Here is a 23,566-nt window from a genome sequence, read left to right as displayed (position 1 = left end):
CCAACGGATGCTCCCGGCGGATCATCCGGTAAATTAAGATTGAAAGATGAGAATATTTCTTTTTATATGCCTGCTGCTGCAAACGGCAGTGCTGGCAGGACAGGACCTGAAGCCTTTCAAACAGATTGATGTGCAGATAACACCCTGGCATCATATCCCGGCGCTAATTAAAACACCCGACAATATGAAAAGCGGGAAAAGGTACCCGTTACTCGTGTGTTTGCACGGCAGAAGTATTGCAGGCACAGATGTCACTAAAATATTCCGGCAGGGTGTTGCCAGGCAAATGCATGAAGGCAAAAACATTGATGCTGTCAACAAACTGGACGGCAAAAAATATGAGTTTATTGTAATGGCGCCCCTTGCCACCAGCTGGTCGCTTGGGCCGGAGCACCTGTACAACGCTATCTCAGATGCGATGAAAAAATACCCGATAGATTCCACAAGAATCTACATCACCGGTTACAGTGCCGGCGGATGGTCTGTGGGAATGGCCGTTACGGATAAAAGAATGGCATCACGGGTGGCCGCGGCGGTAAACATGTCGCCCGCCACCATTGATGCGGAAAATTTGAAGAGCTTCCACATCGCCGCAGAAAACAATATTCACGTATGGTATTTTGGCGGCACCGACGAACCGGTCTTCCTGGGAAACTGCAAACTGTTTGCGGATAGCACCAACAAGTATAAACCGGGGCTTACAAAACTGACCATCGGCGACCATAAGCATTGCTGCTGGGAACAATATTACGACCCTGCATACCGTGAAAACGGGATGAATATCTATGAATGGTTATTGCAATACAAAAGATAATCGGTTATGACCGGATTCAAAAAATGGTTGCTGTTAATCATTACGGGGATAGTTGTCATATTGACGTCGATTTTTCTATTTATTAAAAGCGGGCAGGAAACTGCCCGATTAAATGATGCGGCCCGGAAACAGGCGCCCGGAAATTTCATACAACTGGACCAGGGGCTGGTACATTATAAGCTGTACGGCCCTGATACTGCCCGGTTACTGGTGCTTATCCATGGCGGTGGCACCAGTGGTATGGAGGTTTGGCAGTTCAATATCCCCTATCTCTTATCAAAAGGTTACCGGGTATTAGCCTATGACCTTTATGGCAGAGGATATTCAGACAGGCCCCATACAAAATACGATCTGAATTTATATCGCCATCAGTTGGTGCAGTTACTGGACACGCTTCGGTTGCAGCAGCCATTCGATATGATTGCCATGTCGATGGGAGCTGCTATCGGACTTGATTATGCCGGTGAACACCCGGATCGCGTTAAACATATAATATTACTGGGGCCCGCAGCCAGCGGGGATCTGCAACCAAGTAAACTACTGTACATACCGATTGTATCTGATGTACTTATGAGTGGCTACTGGTATCCCCGCGCTGTGGAAAATCAACGGAAAGAGTTTGTCAATCAGCCGCTTTTCAACAGCTATTCACAACGACTAAAATATTTCATGAATTTCCAGGGATATAAGCGGCTCACACTGTCTTCCTGGATGTATATGCTGAATCAGAACCAGCTCTATCTGCTGAAAAAAATATCGCCGGGAAAAATATTCCTGCTCTACGGCGACCAGGATCCCTTTTTTCCGCCTGAAAAGTTAAACTCCTATACGTCATTATACCCAACTTTAGAGATACGTAGGGTAGCCAACGCCGGGCATATGCCGCATTACGAACAACCACAGGAGGTGAATAAACAGATGTGGAAGTATTTGAATGCCGGGAAGTAATGTCCGGGAAAACAGGAAGCCGTCCTCATAACCAGGACGGCTTCTACTTTTATAAACTTCCAGGTAACTATTATTAATTCACTCTGAAACCTGAAGATGCCAGTGCCGAACCGGATACTGGCTGATAGTAATTGTTCAGATCTATACCGGCTGCGGTAACAGTCGGGAACTTTGTGTTGGCAAGCGCACCGGTACCTTCTTTATAGGCGCCGCCGTTCTCTGTGTAAATATAGGCGTTAGGTACGATAGAACCTCCGTTTACGCGTGGCTGTATAAAGGCATTCGCATTTACGATCTGCGGAGTTGTCATACCCTGGTAACCGTTGATACGCAGTGATACGCCACCTACTCTTGCGATAGTATTGTTAGTGATCTGAACCACCGCGTTGTTGGTTCCTCTCAGGCTCACTCCATCGCCCTGGTTATCTCTCAGGAGGTTGTTGTGAATGATGTGGGCAACACCATTTTCACCAGAACCGTAGAACTGGATCAGTTCACCCCAGCCATCATGAACGTAGTTGTCGTGAACATTACTGCTTGTTACACGGCCACCGATCAGGATACCGCCGTTATGACCGGAATTATGCTGACCACCCCAGCTGGTAACGGTATTACCGTATATTTCCAGTTTATCAATAGCAGCGGTCTGGATACCATCAGCGCCTCCATTGGAAACCTGGTTGTTATAAATTTTGACATTGCGCCATTTAATAGGCTGTACGTACTGCTGTCCGGCAACAAAGCCAGATGGAGCGCCGTAGTAAGGTGTATTGGCTGTTAAGTTCCAATACAGCGCAGTGTGGCCAATGTAAAAGGCTTCGTTGTTAGTACCGCTGATAGCCACGTCGTGTATGGACAGATTTTCCATATACGAATTTGGATACTGCGTGCTGGCATCGCCATTTACCGGATCTGTTTTAGCCCAGATACCGGTACCACCATTCTGGATGGTAACATTGCTAACCTCGAAATTGTCGGTATGCCGACTTAAAGTAAGGTTAAAGTACGCTTCCTTACCTGCCTGTGTACTTCCGCTAATGATAAAATCGGATTTGGATTTTTCGCCGCCGGCTTTTACATAATGACAGTTTACAAAACTGAGTGCTGTTGCCCAGGAACCACCGCTCCATGCTGGATTACCCACTTTGGTAACTGTGCCTGCGGCATTCTTAACGATAATCGGACTGCCTGCAGCGCCTTTCAGGTTGTTGAACACTACTGCTGAAAAAACGCCTTTCAGCGCCAGGATATCGCCTCCTTTATAGATGCTTCCATCTACTACCAGTCTTCCGTCTTTGTCTGGTACAAGAACTATTTCTCTTCCCGTCACCGGTGCAGTAATAGCCGTGCTTGTGCTATCCGGCTTTGGTTTCGGTTTAAGTGCATCTACTTGTGCTTTGTTACAGCTCTCAGTTGTAAAAATGACAGCCATTGCAAATGATACGAATGTATACATAGACAATCGTGAGGTGATGTTGCGCTTCATGGTTTTTCAGATGATTATATGGTTTCAATAAAAAGCTCACAACTACCCATTTGGTAATTGCAATTTGATTCTCAGATATGGATTCGGTATTCCAAAAGAATAAATGGCCCCCGATTAAATTGTCTCCGGATACAATTAAATGGTTCTATTATTTTTTCTGGCTGCGAATATCCAGAATTTTGGATACAAAAACAGCATCATAACGGCAGGCACCTACGAAATATTATTGCCTCAAAATGACCGTTCGGACGTTACAATCAATTGCAGAAAAAAAATAGCATCAAAAGCCAATACCTGATAAAAATAAATGAACCCATAACGCGCTTACCGGGCCTGAAACGCAGGCCAATCAATCATATTACTATTAAATATACAATGATATTAAGAATAATATGTAACTTTTTTTGAACTTTTTAAAAAAAAATCTGAAAAACTTTTCCACATTTTAGAAAAACGGGTTGATCTGTGGTTAAAACGTGAAAAATCGAAAGATGTTCGATAAAAAATACAACAGCCGTTTCAAAATATTGAAACGGCTGTTGTAATATGTTCACATAAGGTTTATTTTGATTATAAACCGAATGCAGCTTTTACTTTATCAACGTAGTCCAGTTTTTCCCAGGTAAACAGCTCTACTTCTACGCTCTTTTCGTGTTTCTTACCTTTATTGAACACTTTGGTCACCACCTTAGGTTCGCGGCCCATATGCCCGTAAGCAGCAGTTTCGCTATAGATAGGATTACGCAGTTTCAGTCTTTGCTCAATAGCATAAGGACGCAGATCAAAGATTTCTTCAATCTTCTTTGCTATTTCGCCGTCATTCAGCTTTACTTTGGAAGTACCATTGGTATTTACATAGATACCGCATGGTTTAGCCACACCAATAGCATAAGACACCTGTACCAGTACTTCATCACAAACACCGGCAGCTACCAGGTTTTTGGCAATATGACGGGTAGCATAAGCTGCTGAACGATCTACTTTGGAAGGGTCTTTACCGGAGAAAGCGCCACCACCGTGAGCTCCTTTACCACCATAGGTATCTACGATGATTTTGCGGCCGGTTAAGCCGGTATCACCGTGAGGACCACCGATAACGAATTTACCGGTTGGGTTAATATGGTGATTGATATCGAAGCCGTCAAACAGCTGCTGCAATTCAGGTTTCAGCTGAGCTTTTACACGCGGGATCAGGATATTGATCATATCTTCTTTGATCTTCGCCAGCATTTTCTCATCGGCGTCAAAATCGTCATGCTGGGTAGAAATCACAATAGAATCGATTCTTACCGGTTTGTTGTCATCTGAATATTCGATGGTCACCTGGGATTTTGCATCCGGACGCAGGTATTTAATATCTTTGTTTTCACGACGAAGCACTGCCAGTTCCAGCAATAACTTATGCGCCAGATCCAATGCCAGCGGCATATAGTTTTCAGTTTCGCGGGTAGCGTAACCGAACATCATTCCCTGGTCGCCGGCGCCTTGCTCCTCCGGAGACTGACGGTCAACACCCTGGTTGATATCCGGAGATTGCTCATGAATAGCTGAAAGAATACCACACGAATTGGCTTCAAACATGTATTCGCTCTTCGTATAACCTATTTTACGGATCACTTCTCTTGCAATATCCTGCACATCCAGGTAAGCTTCTGACTTCACCTCCCCTGCCAGCACCACCTGACCGGTAGTTACAAGCGTTTCACAAGCCACTTTAGATTTTGCGTCATATGCCAGGAAGTTATCGATTAATGCATCGGATATCTGATCGGCTACTTTATCAGGATGTCCTTCTGAAACGGATTCAGATGTAAATAAATAAGGCATAAAAAACCGGGATTAGTTGTTTTAAGGTTTAGTGTAAATAATTCTGAGCTTAACATTATACTGGGAAAGATTGCTTCCACCCGCCTTCACACGATTCACATCCATGTCAAGTGAGGAAAGACCTTCCAGTTTGAAGCCGTTGTTCGTGTCCAGCTTCTTAATAAAACGTTGTACGGTGTTGGCAAGATTAAAGGTATACTGAACAACCTGTACACCTCCAAAGTTAGTTATCACCTGACGTGTACCGCCGTAGTAGGCAGCGCCGCCACTGGTGTAATAGTCCATCGGGAGTTTGGTGGAGTCTCCGTTTCCGTACTGCCGTAAAGATAAGCTTCCTGGTTCAATAAAAATATTATTCATGTCACTTACACCAGAAGTAATTTGTGTAATGACCAGTTCTGCTTTGTTGATCAACACTGCCGGGAAGTTTTCCAGGTTAGGTATCGTTAGCCTGGTATACAGGCCAGGACTGGCATTCAGGAACAGGATGCTGTCGCCTTTAGGATTATTGGTATTGATAAACCGGCCTGCCTGTGAACCATTGTAATTACGTGCAAAATAAGTGGCATGCGCGCTTGCATACTGATTAAATGCCATAACAGTCCGCAGCGAATCATTCTCGGTATTTTTATAAAATACGGTCAGCTTTGTATTCGTGCTGTTCAGATTCACATAGATCATGTTGCGGTTGGTACCCAGGTTGGTATCCGGTACTACGGCAAAACCTTTCAGATAAGCCCGGAAGGCGGAATCTGTGGCAAATGCGCCATCAGATTTCTGGCTCAGCAACGAATTACCAAACGCACTGCTCAGTTTAATGCGCAGCTGCGCTGTTTCCTTGGTGCCATATACACTTACGGAATCGCGGAGCGACAACGGGGTTACCGTAGCGGTACCCAGCAACTCGCCCTGGTTGTAAGCCTGTGGTTTATCGTAAGCATAGTTGGAATCAATGGTAAATTTAGGATCCGACATGCGGTATACCCGGAATGTTTGCGGAGCCGCCGAATCGCCACTGTACCCGGTATAGCTCAGCGATAGTACCACCGAATCCAGTGTTTGCCCGGTACCTTCAAAAGTGAAGGCGCTTTTGGGTAAAGATACCTGTGTATACAGGAAAGAATGTGTTTTACCAAAAACCGGGTCCGTGGTAATGGAACCCAGTATATGTGTGTAGCCGGTATTTCCATTCCTGATAGTGGAATCATACCGGAGGATGTTATTGGCAATGATACCTGAAATGGTAGTATCCTGTGCATTCACGAAATCGCCCGGAGGAATAAGGCCACCACCTAACAGCGTGGATTTGTTACAACCGGTCGCACCGTACAGTAGAGTAATATAGGTAGCTAAGAAGCTAAGGTTCCTGAAATTGATCTTCACGCGTTATGTTGTTAGTGAGTATTGTGTTAACTGCCCGTACTTACTTTAATAGCTACTTACCCAGCAACTGGTTGTACAGTTGCAGATAATCGCCCAGATCCTCGTTATCTTTTTTGTAAGGTAAAATGATCTTACCTTTTTCCGCTTTCACTTCATCCACCACTTTTTTCTCCAGCTTATCTCCAGCCAGTACAACAGCATCTGCGTATTTAGCTGCACCTCTGTTCAATGCGGTATTGGTACCTTCCTTAAACAGCTCCATATCCTTTTCTTTAATCTGGTTGCTGATCGTGGCCTTCTTAACAAAGGTGGTGCCTAATTTTTCCTTGAACGTGTTGGGCGTCAACGAATATATGATTTTTGAATTGGCAAAAACCGGTTCTTTCTTGTAGGCCGTTTTCAGATACATCGGTATCAGGGAGGTCATCCAGCCGCTACAATGAATGATGTCCGGAGGCCATCCGAATTTTTTTACCGTTTCAAGGGCTCCTTTGCAAAAGAAGACTGCTCTGGCTGCGTTGTCGTCGAAAAATTCTTCGTTTTCGTCGGCAAAAACCGTCTTACGCTTAAAATAATCTTCATTATCCAGGAAGTAAACCTGCAGGCGGGCATTGGGAAGTGAGGCCACCTTGATAATCAACGGGTAATCATCCCCGTCAATCACAATGTTGATCCCCGACAATCTTACGACCTCGTGCAAACGGTGTCTTCTCTCATTAATAATTCCAAATCTAGGCATGATCACTCTCACTTCCAGGCCCGCCTCATTGGACTTAATTGCCATTTTATTGACCATTGCCGCGTAATCACTCAATTCAAGGTACGGCGACATCTCTTGGGCAATAAAAAGAATTCTTTTCTTTGTGGACATTTAACGCTGATTATTAATGCAGTAATTTTTAATTTGGCTTGCAAAATTACGGATTTTTTACGGAATATTGGTCAATCTGTCAGTTTTAACATCCTTTTAAGCAATGATTTATGTATTTATTTAAGCGCAGCTCGGACCTGAAGAAGCACCTGGACCTGGTAAGAAAAAGCAACAAAAGCATTGGTTTTGTGCCCACTATGGGAGCTCTCCACGATGGACACCTGTCACTTATTCAGGCGGCCAGGGAAAAAAATGATGTGGTCGTTTGCAGCATTTTTGTCAATCCAACTCAGTTTAATGATCCAAAAGATTTTGAAAAATATCCTATAACTATTGAAGAGGATATTAAAAAATTAAATAACGTATCGACAGATATTCTTTTTTTACCATCCGTAGAAGAGATGTATCCGGAAGGCTTGAAAAGTGATCTGCATTACGATTTTGGCGACCTGGAAACGATCCTCGAAGGCAAATTTCGTCCGGGACATTTCCAGGGGGTGGGCCGCATCGTTCACAAGTTACTTGATATTGTGCAACCTGACCAGCTTTTTATGGGCCAAAAGGATCTGCAGCAATGCCTGATCATACGCAAACTGCTGATTGTTACTCATTCTCCCGTAAAACTGGTTATTTGTCCTACCGAACGTGAAAAAGACGGTTTGGCCATGAGCAGCCGCAATACCCGGCTCTCTCCCTCCGCCCGGAAAAAGGCCACCGCCATTTACCAGGCGCTTCTCCACATCAAAAACAACTTCGGAAAAGGACTTCATTTTATGGAAGGCGCCCACGAAGCCTTCGACGATCTCAAAAAACAGGGCTTCGAACCGGAATATGTAGATCTTCTTCTACTGGACAACGACCTGCTGCGCCCACTGGATCAGCCACCCGGAAATGCTACCATTATTGTGGCGGTTGCCGCCTGGCTCGATGGGGTACGACTGATCGATAACATGATACTGCAGGGCAGCCTCTAGCCTGCCGGACAAGGCATTCAGCAAACACTGCATTACCGCTGCATGCCTTGTTCGATCTTCCATATTTTTTTCCTAGCTTTGCAAACGCTCTTTACAGCGTTTAAGCCAGTATAAATTATGCAAATCGAAATTTTAAAGTGTAAGATTCACCGCGCGGTAGTTACGGAAGCCAATCTGCAATATGTTGGAAGCATTACGATTGACGAAGACCTGATGGATGCCGCTGGTTTAATTGAGTACGAAAAAGTACAGGTACTGAACGTTAATAACGGAGAAAGACTCGAAACCTATGTTATTAAAGGCAAGCGCGGTTCCGGTGTAATATGTATGAATGGTCCGGCCGCCCGACTTGTTGCCCCGGGTGATGTAGTGATCATTATTTCCTATGCCACGATGGATTTTGAAGAAGCCAAAAAATATACACCTATTGCCATTTTCCCGAAAGAGGGAAATAAATTGTAAGCCCGTATACTGTTTTTATTAACGCCCTAAAACAACTTTGGATGCCCAAAACGCTTAAGAACGTCATTAAGTTTGTTTGCTTTTTCGGTATAGGAGTGCTGTTGATATGGCTTTTCACCAGGAATATCAAAGCAGATGAGTGGGAACAGATCAAGGTTGCTTTGAGAAAAGCCAATTACTGGCTGCTCATCCCCACTATGACCATCGGTATCGCCAGTCACTGGTTCCGCGCCGTGCGCTGGAAACTTCTGATGAAGCCCCTCGGGCATCAACCCTCCACTCTCAATACCTTCTTTGCCGTTATGGTGGGGTACCTCGCCAACCTGGCCGTTCCACGCCTGGGAGAAGTAACCCGCTGCGGAATCCTCGCACAATATGAAAAAGTACCTGCCGACAAACTGGTAGGCACCATGATCGCAGAGAGAGCAGTAGACCTGGTTTGCCTCATCCTGCTCATGGTGATCACCGTTATCACCCAGCTGGATCTCCTTGGTTCCCTGGTAAATGAAACTATCTTTCAACCGGTATCGGACAAAATAGCCCATGCCAACGGTATTCAGCTGCTTATCGGCATCGTGGTACTTGCGCTGTTTATTGTGCTGCTGGGATGGCTGCTCCGCCGCTTTGCCAGATCCAAAGTAGCTATCACCGTTAAAAACCTGATACGGGGCATCGCCGAAGGATTCCTGTCCATCGGCAAAATGGAAGGAAAGAAAAAGGTTTGGTTCTTTATCCACTCCGTGCTTATCTGGTCATGCTACCTGTCACAGGTGTATATCGGCTTTTTCTGCCTGCAGGAAACCAACCACCTCGGCATCAGCGCCGCACTCGCCGTACTCATGATCGGTAGTGTAGGCATGATCGTTATGCCGGGCGGCATCGGCGCCTATCAGCCACTGGTACAAAAAACGCTGGAAATATACAGCATCCCCTCTGCCATCGGCTTCGCCTTTGGCTGGATCATCTGGGTGGCCCAAACCCTGCTGGTGATATTTCTCGGCTTTGTCAGCCTCGTGGCATTGCCCGTTTACAATAAAAAGAAACGCGAAGTTAGTCTTGCCCAGGATTAAACTGATTTCGACGATTTTAGGATTTTTTCTTTGATGATTTAAAAAAGATTAGCGAAGACAGAAGCGCATAGGTGCGTTGTCTTCGCTAATCTTTTTTAAATCCTGCAGCAGTATAATCTTAAAAATCGTCGAAATCAGTTTAATCCCGGGCAAGACTAACTTCGCGTTCTCCCCGCTTTTCTTTAACTTTAATTTAATACACCAATTAAAGTGAAAACCGTATCATCGTATTTTAGATGATGTGAATTTTTTGAATGTAAATCTGTTTATATGCGTTTGCCGATTGGTGAGAACCTTGATATTATGACTATGCCCGATGCAACAGTAGCCAAGAAAACGACGAGAAAAAAGCCCCAGGCTGAAAAGAAAAAAATGATTGCCAGGGATATCAGCTGGCTTTCCTTCAACGCCAGAGTGCTGCAGGAAGCCGCCGATAAATCAGTTCCCCTTCATGAACGCATCCGCTTCCTCGGTATCTTCTCCAATAACCTCGATGAGTTTTTCAGGGTCCGCGTAGCCACCCTCAAAAGAATGATGTCTTTCGGCAAATCAGCCAAAATGCATCTCGAAGAAAATCCTGACAAAATACTCGACGAAATTCAATCCCGGGTAATTGAGCAACAACGTGAGTTTGACCTGGTATGGAAAGACATTGTCGCCGAAATGGAGGCCCAGCATATTTTCCTGCGGACAGAAAAGCAACTCAATAAGGAACAGCAAAAATTTGTACTCAATTATTTCAACGAACAAGTACGCACCAACATCATCCCGTTGATGATTGAAAGCATACAGCAATTCCCTATCCTGCGTGATAAATCCATTTACCTCGCCATCGTACTTGCCCGCCAGGATAATTCCGTACGGCAGAAGTTTGCCCTGATCGAAATAGCCACCGGCGTACTCCCCCGCTTTATCATTCTCCCTTCCAAACCCGGAGAACATGATATCATTTTGATGGAAGACCTGGTGCGTTTCTGTTTGCCTAATATCTTTGTATATTTTGGCTATGATAAATTTTCCGCACACATCATCAAAGTAACCCGCGACGCGGAACTGGATATAGATAATGATATTTCCGACAGCCTTATACACCAGATCGAAAAAGGACTGAAAGACCGGCGTAAAGGCAAGCCGGTAAGGTTTGTGTACGATAAAGATATTGATCCGCTGCTACTCGAATACCTGATGCGCAGACAAGGATTATCCGGGAAAGATAACCTGATTCCGGGCGCGCGTATCCATAATTTCAAGGACTTTATGGACTTTCCCGAATCCATCTTCCCACCCCATTTGCACCGTAAAACCTTTATACATCCGCTGTTCCTCAACGCACCCAGCGTAATGCATGTGATACAGCGCCAGGATGTAATGCTCCATTTCCCCTATCATTCATTTGATACCATCATTGACCTGCTAAGGGAAGCGGCTATAGATCCTAACGTATCTTCTATAAAAATAACTGCGTACAGGCTTGCCCGTAATTCCAAAATAGTAAATGCTTTGGTGAATGCTGTACGTAACGGGAAACAGGTAACCGTGGTACTGGAGCTGCGCGCCCGCTTCGACGAAGCCGCCAATCTCGACTGGAAATCGCGCCTGGAGGAAGAAGGAGTGAAAGTATTGCTGGGCATTCCGAATATGAAAATACATGCCAAGCTTTGTGTGATCAAGAAACGCATTGGCACCAAAACCATCCAGTGTGGTTTTGTCAGCACCGGTAACCTCAATGAAAGAACCGCCAGGGTATACGGCGATCACTGTCTGCTGACCACCAACCGCGCCATCATTGCAGATATAAACCGCGTGTTCACTTACCTGGAAAGCCCCCGCCACGATATCAAAATACTGGAGGGTTGCAAAACATTACCGGTTAGTCCGCTGAATATGCGCGACACTTTCCTGCGGCTGATAGACCGCGAAATAAAAAATGCCAAGCATAAAAAGAAGGCAGCTATCACCATCAAAATGAACTCCCTCTCCGACGCCACGCTTATTGCCAAGCTCTATGAAGCCGCCAAAGCCGGCGTGGATGTTAAAATGGTGATCAGGGGCATCTGCTGTGCTTATACGGAAAACAAGAAATGGAAGAAAAATATTACCGGTGTCAGTATCGTGGATGAATACCTGGAACATGCCCGTGTATTCATTTTTCACCATGGCGGCCAGGAAAAAGTATACATTGCTTCCTGCGACTGGATGATAAGAAACCTGGATCACCGCGTAGAAGCCGCTGCGCCCATAACGGACCCGGCTATACGGCAGGAACTGATCGACATTATGAACATACAGATGAGCGGCAATGTCAAAGCCCGTGTGCTCGACAACGAGCAAAGGAACCTGTACCGCAAGGATGGCGACAAAAAAATACGCACACAGCTGGAAATCTATAAATACCTGCACGAAAAACAGTACCTGTAACTTTAAAATGTTTTACTTTGTGCTTTGATCTAATGACTGACAGATGAAATTAGCTGCGATTGATATAGGTTCCAATGCTGCCAGGCTGCTCATTTCAGAAGCATCGCCAAACAGTACCGGAGTAATGGACTTTACCAAATTAAACCTGGTAAGGGTGCCCCTGCGACTTGGATTTGATGTGTTTAACAACAATATTATTTCAGAAAAAAAAGCAGCTCATCTGATAGATACCATCAGAGCTTACAAACTGCTGCTGGACGTATACGAAGTAAAATATCTCAAGGCCTGCGCCACTTCCGCAATGCGGGATGCAGGCAACGGTGCGGTAATTCTGCAGGAAGTAAAAGCGCAAACCGGTATTGACATTAAAATCATTTCCGGTCAGGAAGAAGCAGCGTTCATCTATGAGAACCATGTGGCGGAAAACATGGATAAAACCAAGTCCTACCTGTATATTGATGTAGGCGGTGGCAGTACGGAAGTTACGCTCTTTGGCGCCGGCAAACAGATTTTCAAAGAATCTTTTAACATCGGCACCATCCGTTTGTTGCAGCAACAGGTTACTGAAGCGCAATGGCAGCAGATGAAGGATTTCCTCAAGCAACAGCTAAAAAATGTTGGCCCTGTTATCGCTATCGGTTCAGGAGGCAACATCAATAAAATATTCTCTCTCTCCAAACGTAAAGAAGGTAAGCCTTTATCGCTGGACACCCTGAAAGACTACTACAAGGAATTCAGCAGTTTCACGGTAGAAGAACGCATTCACCTGTATAACCTGCGGGAAGACCGCGCCGACGTTATTGTACCAGCGTTACAGATATACGTAAATATTATGCGCTGGGCCGATACCCCGGAAATTTACGTACCCAAAATAGGATTAGCCGACGGTCTTATCCACGCGCTATATGAGGAAATAGCGATCTAGCTTTTAGCCATTAGCTTTTAGCTTTTAGTAAAAAATGCAGCGGGTATGATCTTTCCGGGGACTAATCTGAATTTGTTGATTATAGATTTTTTTTTGACGTTTTTAAAAGATTGGCGAAGGTGAAACAAGTATCCGCTTCTGTCTTCACTAATCTTTTAAATTCTGTAAAATATCATCCTACAATCGGTAAAATCAGATTAGTCCCCGGAAAGATCATACCCGCTGCATTTTTTACTAAAAGCTAAAAGCTAATGGCTAACCGCTAAAAAAACATTTCCTTTTATCTTTTTATATTACCACCTTTGCGGTTATTGCTAACAGCCAAATGCTAAAAGCTACTGCTTATGTCTGTGAATAAAGAAATAAAACGCATCACTACGCATATATTGCAGAAGATGAAGGTGGACGGAGAAAGAATATCTATGCTCACTGCATACGACTACTCCATGGCCCGCATTTTCGATGATGCAGGGATTGATATAATACTCGTAGGTGATTCCGCGTCCAACGTAATGGCAGGTCATGAAACTACCCTTCCTATTACATTGGATCAGATGATCTATCACGCCGCTTCTGTAGTAAGAGCAATTAAACGCTGTTTTGTAGTGGTGGATCTTCCATTTGGTTCTTACCAGGGAAACTCCAAAGAGGCGCTTAGTTCCGCGATACGCATTATGAAGGAAACCGGCGCCCATGGCATCAAAATTGAGGGCGGCGAAGAAATCATTGAATCCGTAAAACGTATTATTTCCGCAGGCGTGCCGGTAATGGGGCACCTGGGATTAACACCACAGTCAATCTACAAATTTGGCACCTATGCCGTACGCGCCACAGAGGAAGCCGAAGCTAATAAACTGATCCAGGATGCGAAACTGCTGCAGGAAGCAGGTTGTTTTGCTATTGTACTGGAAAAGATCCCTGCGGCACTCGCGAAAACGGTGGCGGAATCAGTTGAGATTCCGATTATCGGTATTGGCGCCGGACGCTATGTAGATGGACAGGTACTCGTGATGCACGATATGCTGGGTATCAACAAAGATTTTAAACCACGTTTTCTGCGTCGCTATCTCGACCTTTACAGCCAGATATTTGGCGCCACCCAGGCTTACATCAATGATGTAAAAACCAAGGATTTCCCGAACGAAAACGAACAATATTAAAGAGAATTACGAATTATGAATTACGGAGTTGTGGATAGATAACCTCCAAATTCGTAATTCATAATTCGTAATTTACAATTTGTAATTCACAATTTTTACCTATATTCGCCTCGCACTTTTGCAAGTTGAATGAACTACCTGTTAAACATACAGCTTTCTCTACTCTCCTATCTTCGGAGCACCTGCTCCCATGTGCCATAGGTAGCACAAGGGGCTATTAATTTCCCGACACTTCTTTCCTGTATTGCCGCTTTGCGGCCTGCTGTGTTATGTTTCAGCCTCGCTGACATATGCCGTTAATTCCGGCTGCCGTCATTATTTTTTGTATTGGTTTATTGTGCCAGTCAGAAAATATACATGTCTGATATATAACGTTAACGGCTATACGTAACATACAGGATACGGCTATGTATTTATTTCGTATCCGGGGGCAAACCATGCTCCCACATCACTATAATTCCAAACAAATTATGAAAAGTGTAATGATTATCGGCGCCGGCAAGATCGGCGAAACCGCCGCCTTTCTTTTGCAACAGTCAGGCGACTATGAAGTAACGCTGGCAGACAGCAACAACGCCTTACTGGAAAAATGTACAGACGCCGGTATCCGCAAAACAATACTGGATGTAAACGACGCAGAGGCCCTGCAAAAAGCTTTACAGGACCAGGACATAGTACTGAGTGCCTGTCCTTTTTTCCTGAATGTAAAAATTGCTACCGCTGCGGCCAAAGCCAATACCCATTATTTTGATTTAACGGAAGATGTAGCTACAACCAATGCCATCCGTGAAATAGCCGCAAATGCCAATGTGAGCTTTATGCCACAATGTGGTCTGGCGCCGGGTTTTATCAGCATTGCCGCCTATGATATTGCCAAACAGTTTGATTCGCTGGATGCCGTTCGGTTACGTGTAGGCGCCTTACCGCAATTCCCGACCAACAGCCTGATGTACAATCTTACCTGGAGTACCGATGGACTGATCAATGAATACTGCAACCCCTGCGATGCCATCTACGAAGGCGAAAGAAAAGAAGTAATGCCAATGGAGGGCTACGAACGCTTTGCACTTGACGGTGTGGAGTATGAAGCCTTTAATACCTCCGGCGGACTGGGCGCCCTGGCCGAAATACTGGACCGTAAAGTATATAATCTCGACTATAAAACCGTACGTTATCCGGGGCATTGCAACCTGATGAAAATATTGTTGAATGAACTGAAGCTCAATAAAAGAAGAGATGTGCTGAAAGAGATTATGGAAGACAGCATACCCTTCACCCCACAGGATGTGGTATTGGTTTTTGTGTCTGTTTCGGGCATGGTCAACGGCCGCTCCGTACAACGCTCCTATTCCCGTAAAATCTATAACCAGGCAATAGCGGGCAAGGATTTTACCGCTATCCAGCTCACCACCGCCGGCGCCGCCTGCGCGGTAATAGACCTGCATGCCAAAGGCCTGTTACCGGCCAACGGGTTTGTTCGCCAGGAAGACGTTGTGTTCAGCGATCTGATTAACAACCGCTTCGCGGTATATTATAATTAGTGATTTCACGCGTGCAATTGGTAAATTGTGCTAAAGATGGGCCTCTTTATTAATAACACAAACAGCTAATTGCTAAAAAGCTTCATCTCATGTTAAAAGATGTATTAAATGGGCTGATGGAACGCTATCAGCAGCGGGTACCGGATGTGGCGGCAGTGATTGCAGCCATGATAAAAGAAGGTATCATTCAGCAGGCGGAGGATATCGAGAATGACCATATCGCCTTCAGGACCATGGGTGTTCCCCAGCTGGGCGTACAGTCGCTGGAAAAAATATTTCTCCATTACGGCTATACGAAAATGGAGAAGTATCACTTCCCTGCCAAAAAGCTGGATGCCTGGTGGTATGCGCCACCAGCCCCGCAATATCCACGCATTTTTATCAGCGAATTACTGGTAGAAGCGCTGAGTCCTGCCGCACAACAGATCATTCACAGTTATACCGGTGAAGTAAAATCTGACCCGGTAAATGCACTGAATCTTGATGATGCCGTTGCGGTAGACAGCTTCTTACATAGTTCCCTCTGGCGCACGCCCACCCTGGCCGATTACCAGCTGCTGGCGGCCGAAAGCGAATATGCCGCCTGGGTGATCTACAACCGTTACTACCTCAACCATTTTACGGTAAGCGTGCATAATCTGCCATCGGGATATAATACGGTGGCTGATTTCAACGTATTCCTGGAAAAACATGGTTTTCAGTTAAACGATGCCGGCGGCAAAATCAAAACCAGCCCTGATGGCAGACTGCTGCAAAGCGCTACCGTAGCGGGTATGATCACAGCCGAATTTGCAGGCGGCGACCAGTTCCGTATTGCCGGATCCTATGTGGAGTTTGCAGAGCGCAAGGTATTGCCTGAATTCGCACATCTGCCCGCCGGTGAAATCCGCCGGGAACACAGACGGGAAGGCTTTGAAGCCGGCAACGCCGATAAGATCTTCGAAAGCACCTACGCCACCCAAACAAAAAAAAGTTCCTAATTTCGTTTAATAATACACCAATAATGGAAGACATCTTAAAAGCATTTGGCATTACTACGGAACAAAGTGGTATCAGCACCGGCAAAAACTGGTTGCCCGCACATGGAGCCGATATCACCTCTGTTTCACCGGTAAATAATAAAAAGATTACCACCGTGAAAAGCGCTTCCCGTGAGGATTATGACGGGGTGGTAGCAGTGGCCCAGGAGGCTTTCAAAGAATGGCGTTTGTGGCCTGCACCTAAAAGAGGCGAAATAGTAAGACAAATAGGTGTAGCCCTGCGGGAACATAAAGAACAACTGGGCAAGCTGGTATCCTATGAAATGGGAAAAAGCTTGCAGGAAGGATATGGAGAAGTACAGGAAATGATAGATATCTGCGACTTTGCAGTGGGCCTGTCCCGCCAGCTGCACGGATTAACGATGCACTCTGAACGTCCGGGACACCGGATGTATGAGCAATGGCATCCCCTGGGTATTACCGGAATCATCTCCGCGTTTAACTTCCCGGTAGCCGTTTGGAGCTGGAATGCTATGCTGGCATGGGTTTGCGGAAACGTATGTATCTGGAAACCTTCAGAGAAAACACCGGTAACGGCGCTGGCCTGCCAACGTATTGTTGAAGCGGTATTTGCCGCCAATCATGTTCCGGAAGGCGTTTGCTGCCTGGTTACCGGCGGCCGTGACGCCGGCGAATGGATGGCACACGACAAGCGCATACCGCTTGTTTCAGCCACCGGCTCTACCCGTATGGGCAAAGCAGTAGGCGCTGCGGTGGGCGAACGTTTGGGACGCTCCCTCCTGGAGCTGGGTGGCAACAATGCCATTATCATCTCCCAGGATGCTGACCTGGACATGTCGCTGATCGGCGCTGTATTTGGCGCAGTAGGTACAGCCGGACAACGCTGCACCTCTACCCGCCGCCTGATCATCCATGAAAGCGTGTACGATAACTTCACCGCACGCCTGGTGAAAGCATATGCGCAGCTGCACATTGGCAACCCGCTCGATCAACACAACCATGTGGGTCCCCTGATCGATAAAGCAGCTGTAGACGCCTACCTCAGCAGCATTGAACAGGTGAAACAGCAGGGCGGTACCTTCCTGGTGGAGGGTGGCGTATTGTCAGGACCGGGCTATGAATCCGGTTGCTATGTAAAACCTTGCATTGCCACAGTTGAAAATGTATACGACATTGTACAGCATGAAACATTTGCGCCGATCCTGTATGTGATGAAATACAAAACACTGGCAGAAGCCATTGCCATGCAGAATGATGTGCCACAGGGACTTTCCTCGGCTATTATGACGCTCAACCTGCGGGAAGCAGAACAGTTCCTTTCCCAGGCAGGATCCGATTGCGGTATCGCCAATGTTAACATCGGTACATCCGGTGCGGAAATAGGCGGCGCCTTTGGAGGAGAAAAAGAAACAGGCGGCGGCCGTGAAAGCGGCTCCGATGCATGGAGAGCTTATATGCGCAGGCAAACCAACACCATCAACTATTCCAATAGCCTTCCACTGGCACAGGGCATCAAATTTGATCTTTAAGCCGGATAAATAAAATGAAAACGGAGAACACTAAGTATGTTCTCCGTTTTCATTTATTAACGTTGTTATCAATATGTTTTAGAAGAAATAATTCCTGATTTGTCCAGCTCCGAGGCCCTTGCCCCGGAGCTTTTAATTTTCATGACAGGAATGCTACCCGATCAGATTTTTAAAAGCGGTTGATAAAATCCTTCACAGCCTAAACTGCTTCTCTACATACACCGATGACATGGTTTTTAAAAATAGTAGCGAGGTTAGAGAACCCCGCTTTTCGTTAAACGGAAACCATGCTTATGAGAAAAGTAAGTAATAGCGGGAAGCCATTAAATACTCTTCCAGACATAAATATTAGACTTTTTTTTGAATATTCATATTCAACTTTTGTGCTACGGGGGTACTGTTACCTGTGCGCTTCACTACCAAAACCTGTGCACAGCCCCTGTCATAAAGGGTTTTAACGTCTTTACCCCTTACGCCGGCCTGCCGTATCAATGCAGTAATATTTTCAGGATCGCTGCAAATAACGATGGTTTTGCCGCTATTTTTCTTGATCATGTCTTTAACGATACTGGAAGTCAGCTCCGGATCGCCGTTCAGTCGGAAATAATCCAGCTTCTGCTGGTGGGACTGGGCCAGCGGGGTAACTGTTTGCACGGCCCGGTTAAGAAAAGTGGTATAGATAGCGTTAATATCCACTCCCTGCAGGGAAGATACCAGCTGTGTTGCCTGTTCCTGCCCGGTAGTGCTTAAACCAGGATCGGCGGATGGAGATGTTTCCATTTCAGCTGCATTCACGAAAATAATGGTGGTTACTTCAGGCTCTGTAGCAAGCACCTGTGTACCGGTAGCCAGCAAGGTGGCCATGAAAAGAGTCTTCAACATGATTGTTGGATTTAAATAAATAATTGAAAAAAATGATACCGTAAAATCCCGGAAGAAGATTTGGTCAGATGAGGAGTATATATGAAGTAACGAACAACCCAAAACTAGGACAGCCCTGATGATCGGCAAAGCGGATTGTGACAGGTGGCAACCGGGCATGGCAAACAATCCGATCATGATAAGAACGGTATAACAAAGCATACTGTGGACCAGGACCTTAGCTTTTCTCACATACCCCCAATCTCCCAATCAACCAACAAATAGCGCGCTTATCATTAATATTTAATGTTATACCACTTTTTCTATACCTTTATCGCTACCATCAAGATATTTTTAGTTGTTTTTTATATCGGGAAAATTATTGAACATGAAATTGTTTAGTCGAGAGGTTGCAGTCCTGGCAGGGTGTGTTGCATTAATGACTGCTTTTACAACAAATACTACCGCGCAAAGCAAAGTCCAGGTTCCCAAAAACTGGCATCTGCTGAGTTATGATACCGACAGTGTGTTTGGTACATCTACAGAAAAAGCCTATAAGGAACTGTTAAAAGGGAAGAAAAGCACCCCCGTAATTGTGGCGGTGATTGACTCCGGTATTGATACCACCCATGAGGACCTGAAAGGGATCCTGTGGACCAATCCCCGTGAGATCCCCGGTAACGGCAAGGATGATGACCACAATGGCTTTGTGGATGATATTCATGGATGGAACTTCCTGGGTGGTAAAGATGGCAGCAGTTTAAAAGAAGATTCGGAAGAAGCTGCCCGCGAATACTACCGCTATAAAACCAAATATGGCAACCCGGATTCAGCCCTGGCTAAGGACTCTAAGGAATACAGCACCTGGCAACAATTGCAATCGAAAGTAGAAAAACCTACTTCCCAGTTTAAGATGCAATATAAAAGCATGGCCAAACTGCAGGAAAACGTTAATAAATGCGAGTCTATCCTGAAAACCTATCTCGGGAAGGATGACTTTAACGTAGCACAGCTGGACAGTATTCAAACTACCAACCAGGATGTACTGCTGGCGCGCAACTTCATGACCCGCTTACTGAAAAGCGCCGGTGACGAACCTGCTACTTTCGGGGATTTTAAAATGGAATTCGACGAGTACATGAATGAACTGAAACGTAAGGCCGAAAGCACAGAAGTAATGCCTAACGCAAACAGGGAAAGAATTGTAGGCGATAACCTCGAAGACATCAACGACAATAAGTACGGCAACAATGATGTGATGGGATCTTTCGGATTTCATGGCACGCATGTTTCCGGGATTATAGCCGCCTCCAGGAACAACGGCGTAGGTATGGACGGCGTGGCCGACAACGTACGTATTATGGCAGTAAAAGCTGTTCCGGACGGGGATGAAAGGGATAAAGATGTAGCCCTGGCCATTCGTTACGCAGTGGACAACGGCGCCCAGATCATCAACATGAGCTTTGGCAAGCCATTTTCACCTCATAAAGAGTGGGTGGATGCGGCTATTAAATATGCGGAAGAGAAAGGCGTATTACTTGTACATGCCGCCGGCAACGATGGCAACAACAATGATTCTGTTCCGAACTATCCCAACCCCAATTACCTGGATGGGACTACTGCTGCCAACTTCATCACTGTTGGCGCCAGCGGTAATGGCACAGGCAATGATAAAATAGCAGGTTTTTCCAACTATGGTAAAAAAGGAGTAGATCTTTTTGCACCGGGTGTGCAGATCTATTCTACCATTCCTGGCGGCAATAAATACGGCAGCGCCAGCGGCACCAGTATGGCCAGCCCTGTAGTGGCTGGCGTAGCAGCATTGGTACTCTCCTACTATCCTGAGCTCAGCGCAAAGCAACTGAAATACGTACTGGAAAAAAGTGCCACCCCACTGCCTGATGGAAGCACCATGGTGAACAAGCCAGGATCCCAGGATGAGAAAGTGAATTTTGCAGATCTGTCAGTAACCGGGGGAATGGTAAACAGCTATGAAGCATTGAAGCTGGCTGCTACGATAAAAGGAGAAAATGTGAAGGGTAAGAAACAACGCAAAGCGAAAGTAAAAGCTATCAAAAAGAACTGATATATAGCTGAAGGCATAAAGTAAAAAGCTAAAAGCTATTGTGCAGAAAAACCTCGGGCGGATAATTTTCCCGTATTTCTTCTGCACAATAGCTTTTAGCTTTTTACTTTATGCATTTTGCTCTATTTAACAAGACGCAGGCTCAGCGGATATTTATAAGACTCTCCCTTACTTGCTTTCACTGCCGCAATGATGCTGAAAATAACGTTGATCAGCCATATCACCACCAACAGATCTGTCCAGCCCCAGGAAATGTAAAACTCCCCGCGCGTATGACGCCAGAAATTGGTCAGTGACCAGAATCCATTTGCAATATTATTGATCAGGTTTACTATCACTGCTGCGATGCTGAGCGTGATCTGGAAATTAATGGCTTCCTTGCCTTGCTGATCTACAAAAGCAGATTCACTACGTTTTATCAGCCACAGTATCAGTACGCCGATAATGTTACCTACCGTAGGTAATACGGCCATACCAATAAGGCCACCAAGGTGAATGAGGGTTCCCCAGGTATTTTCATCTTTCTGGTTCATAAAATAGAGATTAATATTAATGGGAAGTTAGCAGGTTATTTTAGCATATCAAAAAAGGGAAGAAAAAAACTACAAACCTGTAAGCCGGATTCTGTTCCCCGCCGTTGACGGGGCTGCTATCATTTATCTGCGGCAACGTTCGCACGTTGCCTGTATCTGCCTACCCTCGGTCATCGGGCGAGCAGCCCTCAATCGACCGTATACATGGCATTTCAGCACGCAAGGTTTACCCGCACAAACAGTTACCTGCCTGCACCGTGGGCGCTTACCCCACATTTTCACCCTTACCCCGCCGAAGCGGGGCGGTTATTTTCTGTGGCACTTGCTGTTCCCGGCTTGCACCGGGCCCCACCCGTTAGGTGGTGCGTTGCTCTGCGCTGTCCGGACTTTCCTTCCCACTGCGCAAGGCAGTGAAACGATAGCACGGTTTGTAGTTGAGGCGCGAAGATAGAAAAGAATTACGAATTAGGAATTAGGAATTACGAATTACGACAGACGTAATTCGTAATTCCTAATTCCTAATTCTTTCTATCTAAATGTTATTTCCGTAGCACCATAGCCATATTTTGCATGATACTGGTTTACAAAAGTGGCTACTTCCGGTGTTTGTTTGAGTATCGCATGAATTTCATCCCGGAGTTTCCCTTTGCCTACCCCGTGGATAACGACGAGGTTGTGCTGGTGATGGCTGATTGCCAGCTCCAGGTAACGCTGAAACGCATTCAGTTGTATAGCCAGGATGGCAATATTGCTTAACCCTTTCCAGTTCTTCTCCAGTGCTTCAATATGCAGATCTACCTCCTGTTTAGGTGTAAGAGATGTTTCCGGCTGCAGTTGAATTTTACTTAAAAGACTGGCAAAATTTCCGGAACCCAGCGTAGTAACAGGCGCCTTCTTTTTGGCTGCTTCCACCGGTGCCGGCGGCTCGGGCGCTCTTTCGGGAAATTTATCAAAAAGAGGATAAGTAATGGTGGCTTCTTCCTTGGTACGTAACTGCTCCAGCTGCACAAACATTTGCCGGGGCTTGATTTTCCAGGTTTTTTGTACAGAGGTGGCCAGCTTGGGTTGAGGTTCTTTCAGGAAGAAAGTAAATTCGAACCGTGGATTATCGTTCAGGGATTCGAAGATCAGATCCGCGAGGTAGAAATGATTATACGGCTGGATCTCATTTTTTATTTCCAGATCCAGCTGGTTATTCAGCCAGATCTGAAAATAAAAACGCATGGCATGCGGCGTGTCGTTGAACAGGTGAAACTTCATCAGCTTCACCGTTTCGTCCAGGCCATCCATTTGGTATACCGGTAAAACAGACAGGAACATTCCCTTATCTGTTTTGAATACTTCGTACTTACTTCTGTCAACTTTAATCTCATCCCCGGGGATCAGTTTGGGCTTGTCTTTCACCAGCTTCTGCTGGGTAAAACGATGGAAATACGGGAAATCAATCTGGTCGAGATATACAGGAAATGATGTTCCTTTTACCTCTATCATCACCATATTATCATTCACAAGTTCTACAACCGTTCCTTCTTCTTTTGAACTCAACAGCAATATCCTGTCGCCTATTTGGTATTTCATAATTGCATTCTTCTGAGTGCAAAAATAGAATTTTGAAGGGATATGCGCGGAAGAGATTTATCTGATGAAGCATTATACATAACTGTTACCAGTAGTTGC

General features: G+C 45.5%; 19 protein-coding genes and 1 other RNA gene. 12 read left to right on the top strand and 8 right to left on the bottom strand.

All coding sequences use genetic code 11. From position 1 onward, the window contains the following. The first annotated feature begins 46 nt into the window (after window positions 1-46). Both KE626_RS31780 and KE626_RS31775 read left to right on the top strand, forming a co-directional pair. Entirely contained in the window at window positions 47-814 is a 768-nt protein-coding gene (locus KE626_RS31780) for a carboxylesterase family protein (protein WP_211977111.1), read from the top strand. 6 nt (window positions 815-820) lie between these two features. Continuing rightward, window positions 821-1,762, top strand: a complete 942-nt coding sequence (locus KE626_RS31775; protein WP_211977110.1) for an alpha/beta fold hydrolase — start codon at window positions 821-823, stop codon at window positions 1,760-1,762. 73 nt (window positions 1,763-1,835) lie between these two features. On the opposite strand, the gene KE626_RS31770 is transcribed toward KE626_RS31775, so the two are convergent. The 4 genes from KE626_RS31770 to KE626_RS31755 all read right to left on the bottom strand — a co-directional run bounded on the left by KE626_RS31770 (window position 1,836) and on the right by KE626_RS31755 (window position 7,329). Next, window positions 1,836-3,248: a right-handed parallel beta-helix repeat-containing protein gene (locus KE626_RS31770; protein WP_249207852.1), complete on the bottom strand. Its 1,413-nt coding sequence runs from the start codon at window positions 3,246-3,248 to the stop codon at window positions 1,836-1,838. A 570-nt stretch (window positions 3,249-3,818) separates the two neighbouring features. Further along, a complete protein-coding gene (gene metK / locus KE626_RS31765) occupies window positions 3,819-5,075 on the bottom strand; it encodes a methionine adenosyltransferase (RefSeq protein ID WP_211977109.1) in 1,257 nt (418 codons plus the stop codon). 21 nt (window positions 5,076-5,096) lie between these two features. Beyond that, the gene (locus KE626_RS31760; RefSeq protein WP_211977108.1) at window positions 5,097-6,458 is read right to left on the bottom strand and encodes a DUF4270 family protein; all 1,362 of its coding nucleotides are present in this window, start codon (window positions 6,456-6,458) and stop codon (window positions 5,097-5,099) included. 52 nt (window positions 6,459-6,510) lie between these two features. Next, window positions 6,511-7,329 (bottom strand): glycogen/starch synthase, encoded by an 819-nt coding sequence (locus KE626_RS31755; protein WP_211977107.1) that lies wholly within the window; start codon window positions 7,327-7,329, stop codon window positions 6,511-6,513. A gap of 110 nt (window positions 7,330-7,439) precedes the next feature. Between KE626_RS31755 and panC the strand changes: the two genes are divergently transcribed. The 9 genes from panC (at window position 7,440) to amaB (ending at window position 18,409) form a co-directional block, all read left to right on the top strand. Continuing rightward, window positions 7,440-8,303, top strand: a complete 864-nt coding sequence (panC, locus tag KE626_RS31750) for a pantoate--beta-alanine ligase (RefSeq protein ID WP_211977106.1) — start codon at window positions 7,440-7,442, stop codon at window positions 8,301-8,303. Between the two features lie 117 nt (window positions 8,304-8,420). Then, a complete protein-coding gene (gene panD, locus KE626_RS31745; protein ID WP_078672978.1) occupies window positions 8,421-8,765 on the top strand; it encodes an aspartate 1-decarboxylase in 345 nt (114 codons plus the stop codon). A gap of 41 nt (window positions 8,766-8,806) precedes the next feature. After that, window positions 8,807-9,835 (top strand): lysylphosphatidylglycerol synthase transmembrane domain-containing protein, encoded by a 1,029-nt coding sequence (locus tag KE626_RS31740; RefSeq protein WP_211977105.1) that lies wholly within the window; start codon window positions 8,807-8,809, stop codon window positions 9,833-9,835. 270 nt (window positions 9,836-10,105) lie between these two features. Continuing rightward, entirely contained in the window at window positions 10,106-12,253 is a 2,148-nt protein-coding gene (gene ppk1 / locus KE626_RS31735) for a polyphosphate kinase 1 (protein WP_211977104.1), read from the top strand. Window positions 12,254-12,296: 43 nt separating this feature from the next. Further along, window positions 12,297-13,178, top strand: a complete 882-nt coding sequence (locus KE626_RS31730) for a Ppx/GppA phosphatase family protein (RefSeq protein WP_211977103.1) — start codon at window positions 12,297-12,299, stop codon at window positions 13,176-13,178. 344 nt (window positions 13,179-13,522) lie between these two features. Next, window positions 13,523-14,338 (top strand): 3-methyl-2-oxobutanoate hydroxymethyltransferase, encoded by an 816-nt coding sequence (panB, locus tag KE626_RS31725; protein WP_211977102.1) that lies wholly within the window; start codon window positions 13,523-13,525, stop codon window positions 14,336-14,338. Between the two features lie 470 nt (window positions 14,339-14,808). Continuing rightward, window positions 14,809-15,879, top strand: a complete 1,071-nt coding sequence (locus KE626_RS31720) for a saccharopine dehydrogenase family protein (protein WP_211977101.1) — start codon at window positions 14,809-14,811, stop codon at window positions 15,877-15,879. An 89-nt stretch (window positions 15,880-15,968) separates the two neighbouring features. Beyond that, window positions 15,969-16,859 carry a DUF1338 domain-containing protein gene (locus tag KE626_RS31715; RefSeq protein WP_211977100.1) on the top strand — a complete coding sequence of 297 codons (891 nt, stop codon included), beginning with the start codon at window positions 15,969-15,971 and terminating at the stop codon, window positions 16,857-16,859. Between the two features lie 23 nt (window positions 16,860-16,882). After that, entirely contained in the window at window positions 16,883-18,409 is a 1,527-nt protein-coding gene (gene amaB, locus KE626_RS31710; RefSeq protein WP_211977099.1) for an L-piperidine-6-carboxylate dehydrogenase, read from the top strand. A 348-nt stretch (window positions 18,410-18,757) separates the two neighbouring features. Here the strand turns inward: amaB and KE626_RS31705 are convergent, their stop codons facing one another. Then, window positions 18,758-19,291 (bottom strand): histidine phosphatase family protein, encoded by a 534-nt coding sequence (locus KE626_RS31705; protein WP_211977098.1) that lies wholly within the window; start codon window positions 19,289-19,291, stop codon window positions 18,758-18,760. A 367-nt stretch (window positions 19,292-19,658) separates the two neighbouring features. Here KE626_RS31705 and KE626_RS31700 point away from each other — a divergent pair, with 367 nt between their 5' ends. Then, window positions 19,659-21,356, top strand: coding sequence for a S8 family peptidase (locus KE626_RS31700; protein ID WP_211977097.1), 1,698 nt, complete (start codon window positions 19,659-19,661; stop codon window positions 21,354-21,356). A 122-nt stretch (window positions 21,357-21,478) separates the two neighbouring features. Here KE626_RS31700 and KE626_RS31695 read toward each other — a convergent pair whose 3' ends face one another. From KE626_RS31695 to KE626_RS31685, 3 genes are all read right to left on the bottom strand, one after another. Next, window positions 21,479-21,889 (bottom strand): DUF4870 domain-containing protein, encoded by a 411-nt coding sequence (locus KE626_RS31695; RefSeq protein WP_211977096.1) that lies wholly within the window; start codon window positions 21,887-21,889, stop codon window positions 21,479-21,481. 64 nt (window positions 21,890-21,953) lie between these two features. Further along, window positions 21,954-22,324, bottom strand: an RNA gene (gene rnpB, locus KE626_RS31690) — RNase P RNA component class A. Between the two features lie 93 nt (window positions 22,325-22,417). Continuing rightward, entirely contained in the window at window positions 22,418-23,467 is a 1,050-nt protein-coding gene (locus tag KE626_RS31685; protein ID WP_211977095.1) for a Smr/MutS family protein, read from the bottom strand. Between the last annotated feature and the right edge of the window lie 99 nt (window positions 23,468-23,566).

It is taken from the genome of Chitinophaga hostae (assembly GCF_018224885.1).
Lineage (GTDB): Bacteria > Bacteroidota > Bacteroidia > Chitinophagales > Chitinophagaceae > Chitinophaga > Chitinophaga hostae.
This window is presented reverse-complemented; position numbering and strand designations above follow the sequence as displayed.

What these genes read in the sequence shown, in the direction of transcription:
- KE626_RS31780 (WP_211977111.1), top strand. Translation starts at nt 47, where the DNA reads ATGAGAATATTTCTTTTTATATGCCTGCTGCTGCAAACGGCAGTGCTG.
- KE626_RS31755 (WP_211977107.1), bottom strand. Translation starts at nt 7,329, where the DNA reads ATGTCCACAAAGAAAAGAATTCTTTTTATTGCCCAAGAGATGTCGCCG.
- panB (WP_211977102.1), top strand. Translation starts at nt 13,523, where the DNA reads ATGTCTGTGAATAAAGAAATAAAACGCATCACTACGCATATATTGCAG.
- KE626_RS31695 (WP_211977096.1), bottom strand. Translation starts at nt 21,889, where the DNA reads ATGAACCAGAAAGATGAAAATACCTGGGGAACCCTCATTCACCTTGGT.
- KE626_RS31770 (WP_249207852.1), bottom strand. Translation starts at nt 3,248, where the DNA reads ATGAAGCGCAACATCACCTCACGATTGTCTATGTATACATTCGTATCA.
- ppk1 (WP_211977104.1), top strand. Translation starts at nt 10,106, where the DNA reads ATGCGTTTGCCGATTGGTGAGAACCTTGATATTATGACTATGCCCGAT.
- KE626_RS31705 (WP_211977098.1), bottom strand. Translation starts at nt 19,291, where the DNA reads ATGTTGAAGACTCTTTTCATGGCCACCTTGCTGGCTACCGGTACACAG.
- metK (WP_211977109.1), bottom strand. Translation starts at nt 5,075, where the DNA reads ATGCCTTATTTATTTACATCTGAATCCGTTTCAGAAGGACATCCTGAT.
- KE626_RS31685 (WP_211977095.1), bottom strand. Translation starts at nt 23,467, where the DNA reads ATGAAATACCAAATAGGCGACAGGATATTGCTGTTGAGTTCAAAAGAA.
- KE626_RS31715 (WP_211977100.1), top strand. Translation starts at nt 15,969, where the DNA reads ATGTTAAAAGATGTATTAAATGGGCTGATGGAACGCTATCAGCAGCGG.
- KE626_RS31775 (WP_211977110.1), top strand. Translation starts at nt 821, where the DNA reads ATGACCGGATTCAAAAAATGGTTGCTGTTAATCATTACGGGGATAGTT.
- panC (WP_211977106.1), top strand. Translation starts at nt 7,440, where the DNA reads ATGTATTTATTTAAGCGCAGCTCGGACCTGAAGAAGCACCTGGACCTG.
- KE626_RS31740 (WP_211977105.1), top strand. Translation starts at nt 8,807, where the DNA reads ATGCCCAAAACGCTTAAGAACGTCATTAAGTTTGTTTGCTTTTTCGGT.
- KE626_RS31730 (WP_211977103.1), top strand. Translation starts at nt 12,297, where the DNA reads ATGAAATTAGCTGCGATTGATATAGGTTCCAATGCTGCCAGGCTGCTC.
- panD (WP_078672978.1), top strand. Translation starts at nt 8,421, where the DNA reads ATGCAAATCGAAATTTTAAAGTGTAAGATTCACCGCGCGGTAGTTACG.
- amaB (WP_211977099.1), top strand. Translation starts at nt 16,883, where the DNA reads ATGGAAGACATCTTAAAAGCATTTGGCATTACTACGGAACAAAGTGGT.
- KE626_RS31700 (WP_211977097.1), top strand. Translation starts at nt 19,659, where the DNA reads ATGAAATTGTTTAGTCGAGAGGTTGCAGTCCTGGCAGGGTGTGTTGCA.
- KE626_RS31720 (WP_211977101.1), top strand. Translation starts at nt 14,809, where the DNA reads ATGAAAAGTGTAATGATTATCGGCGCCGGCAAGATCGGCGAAACCGCC.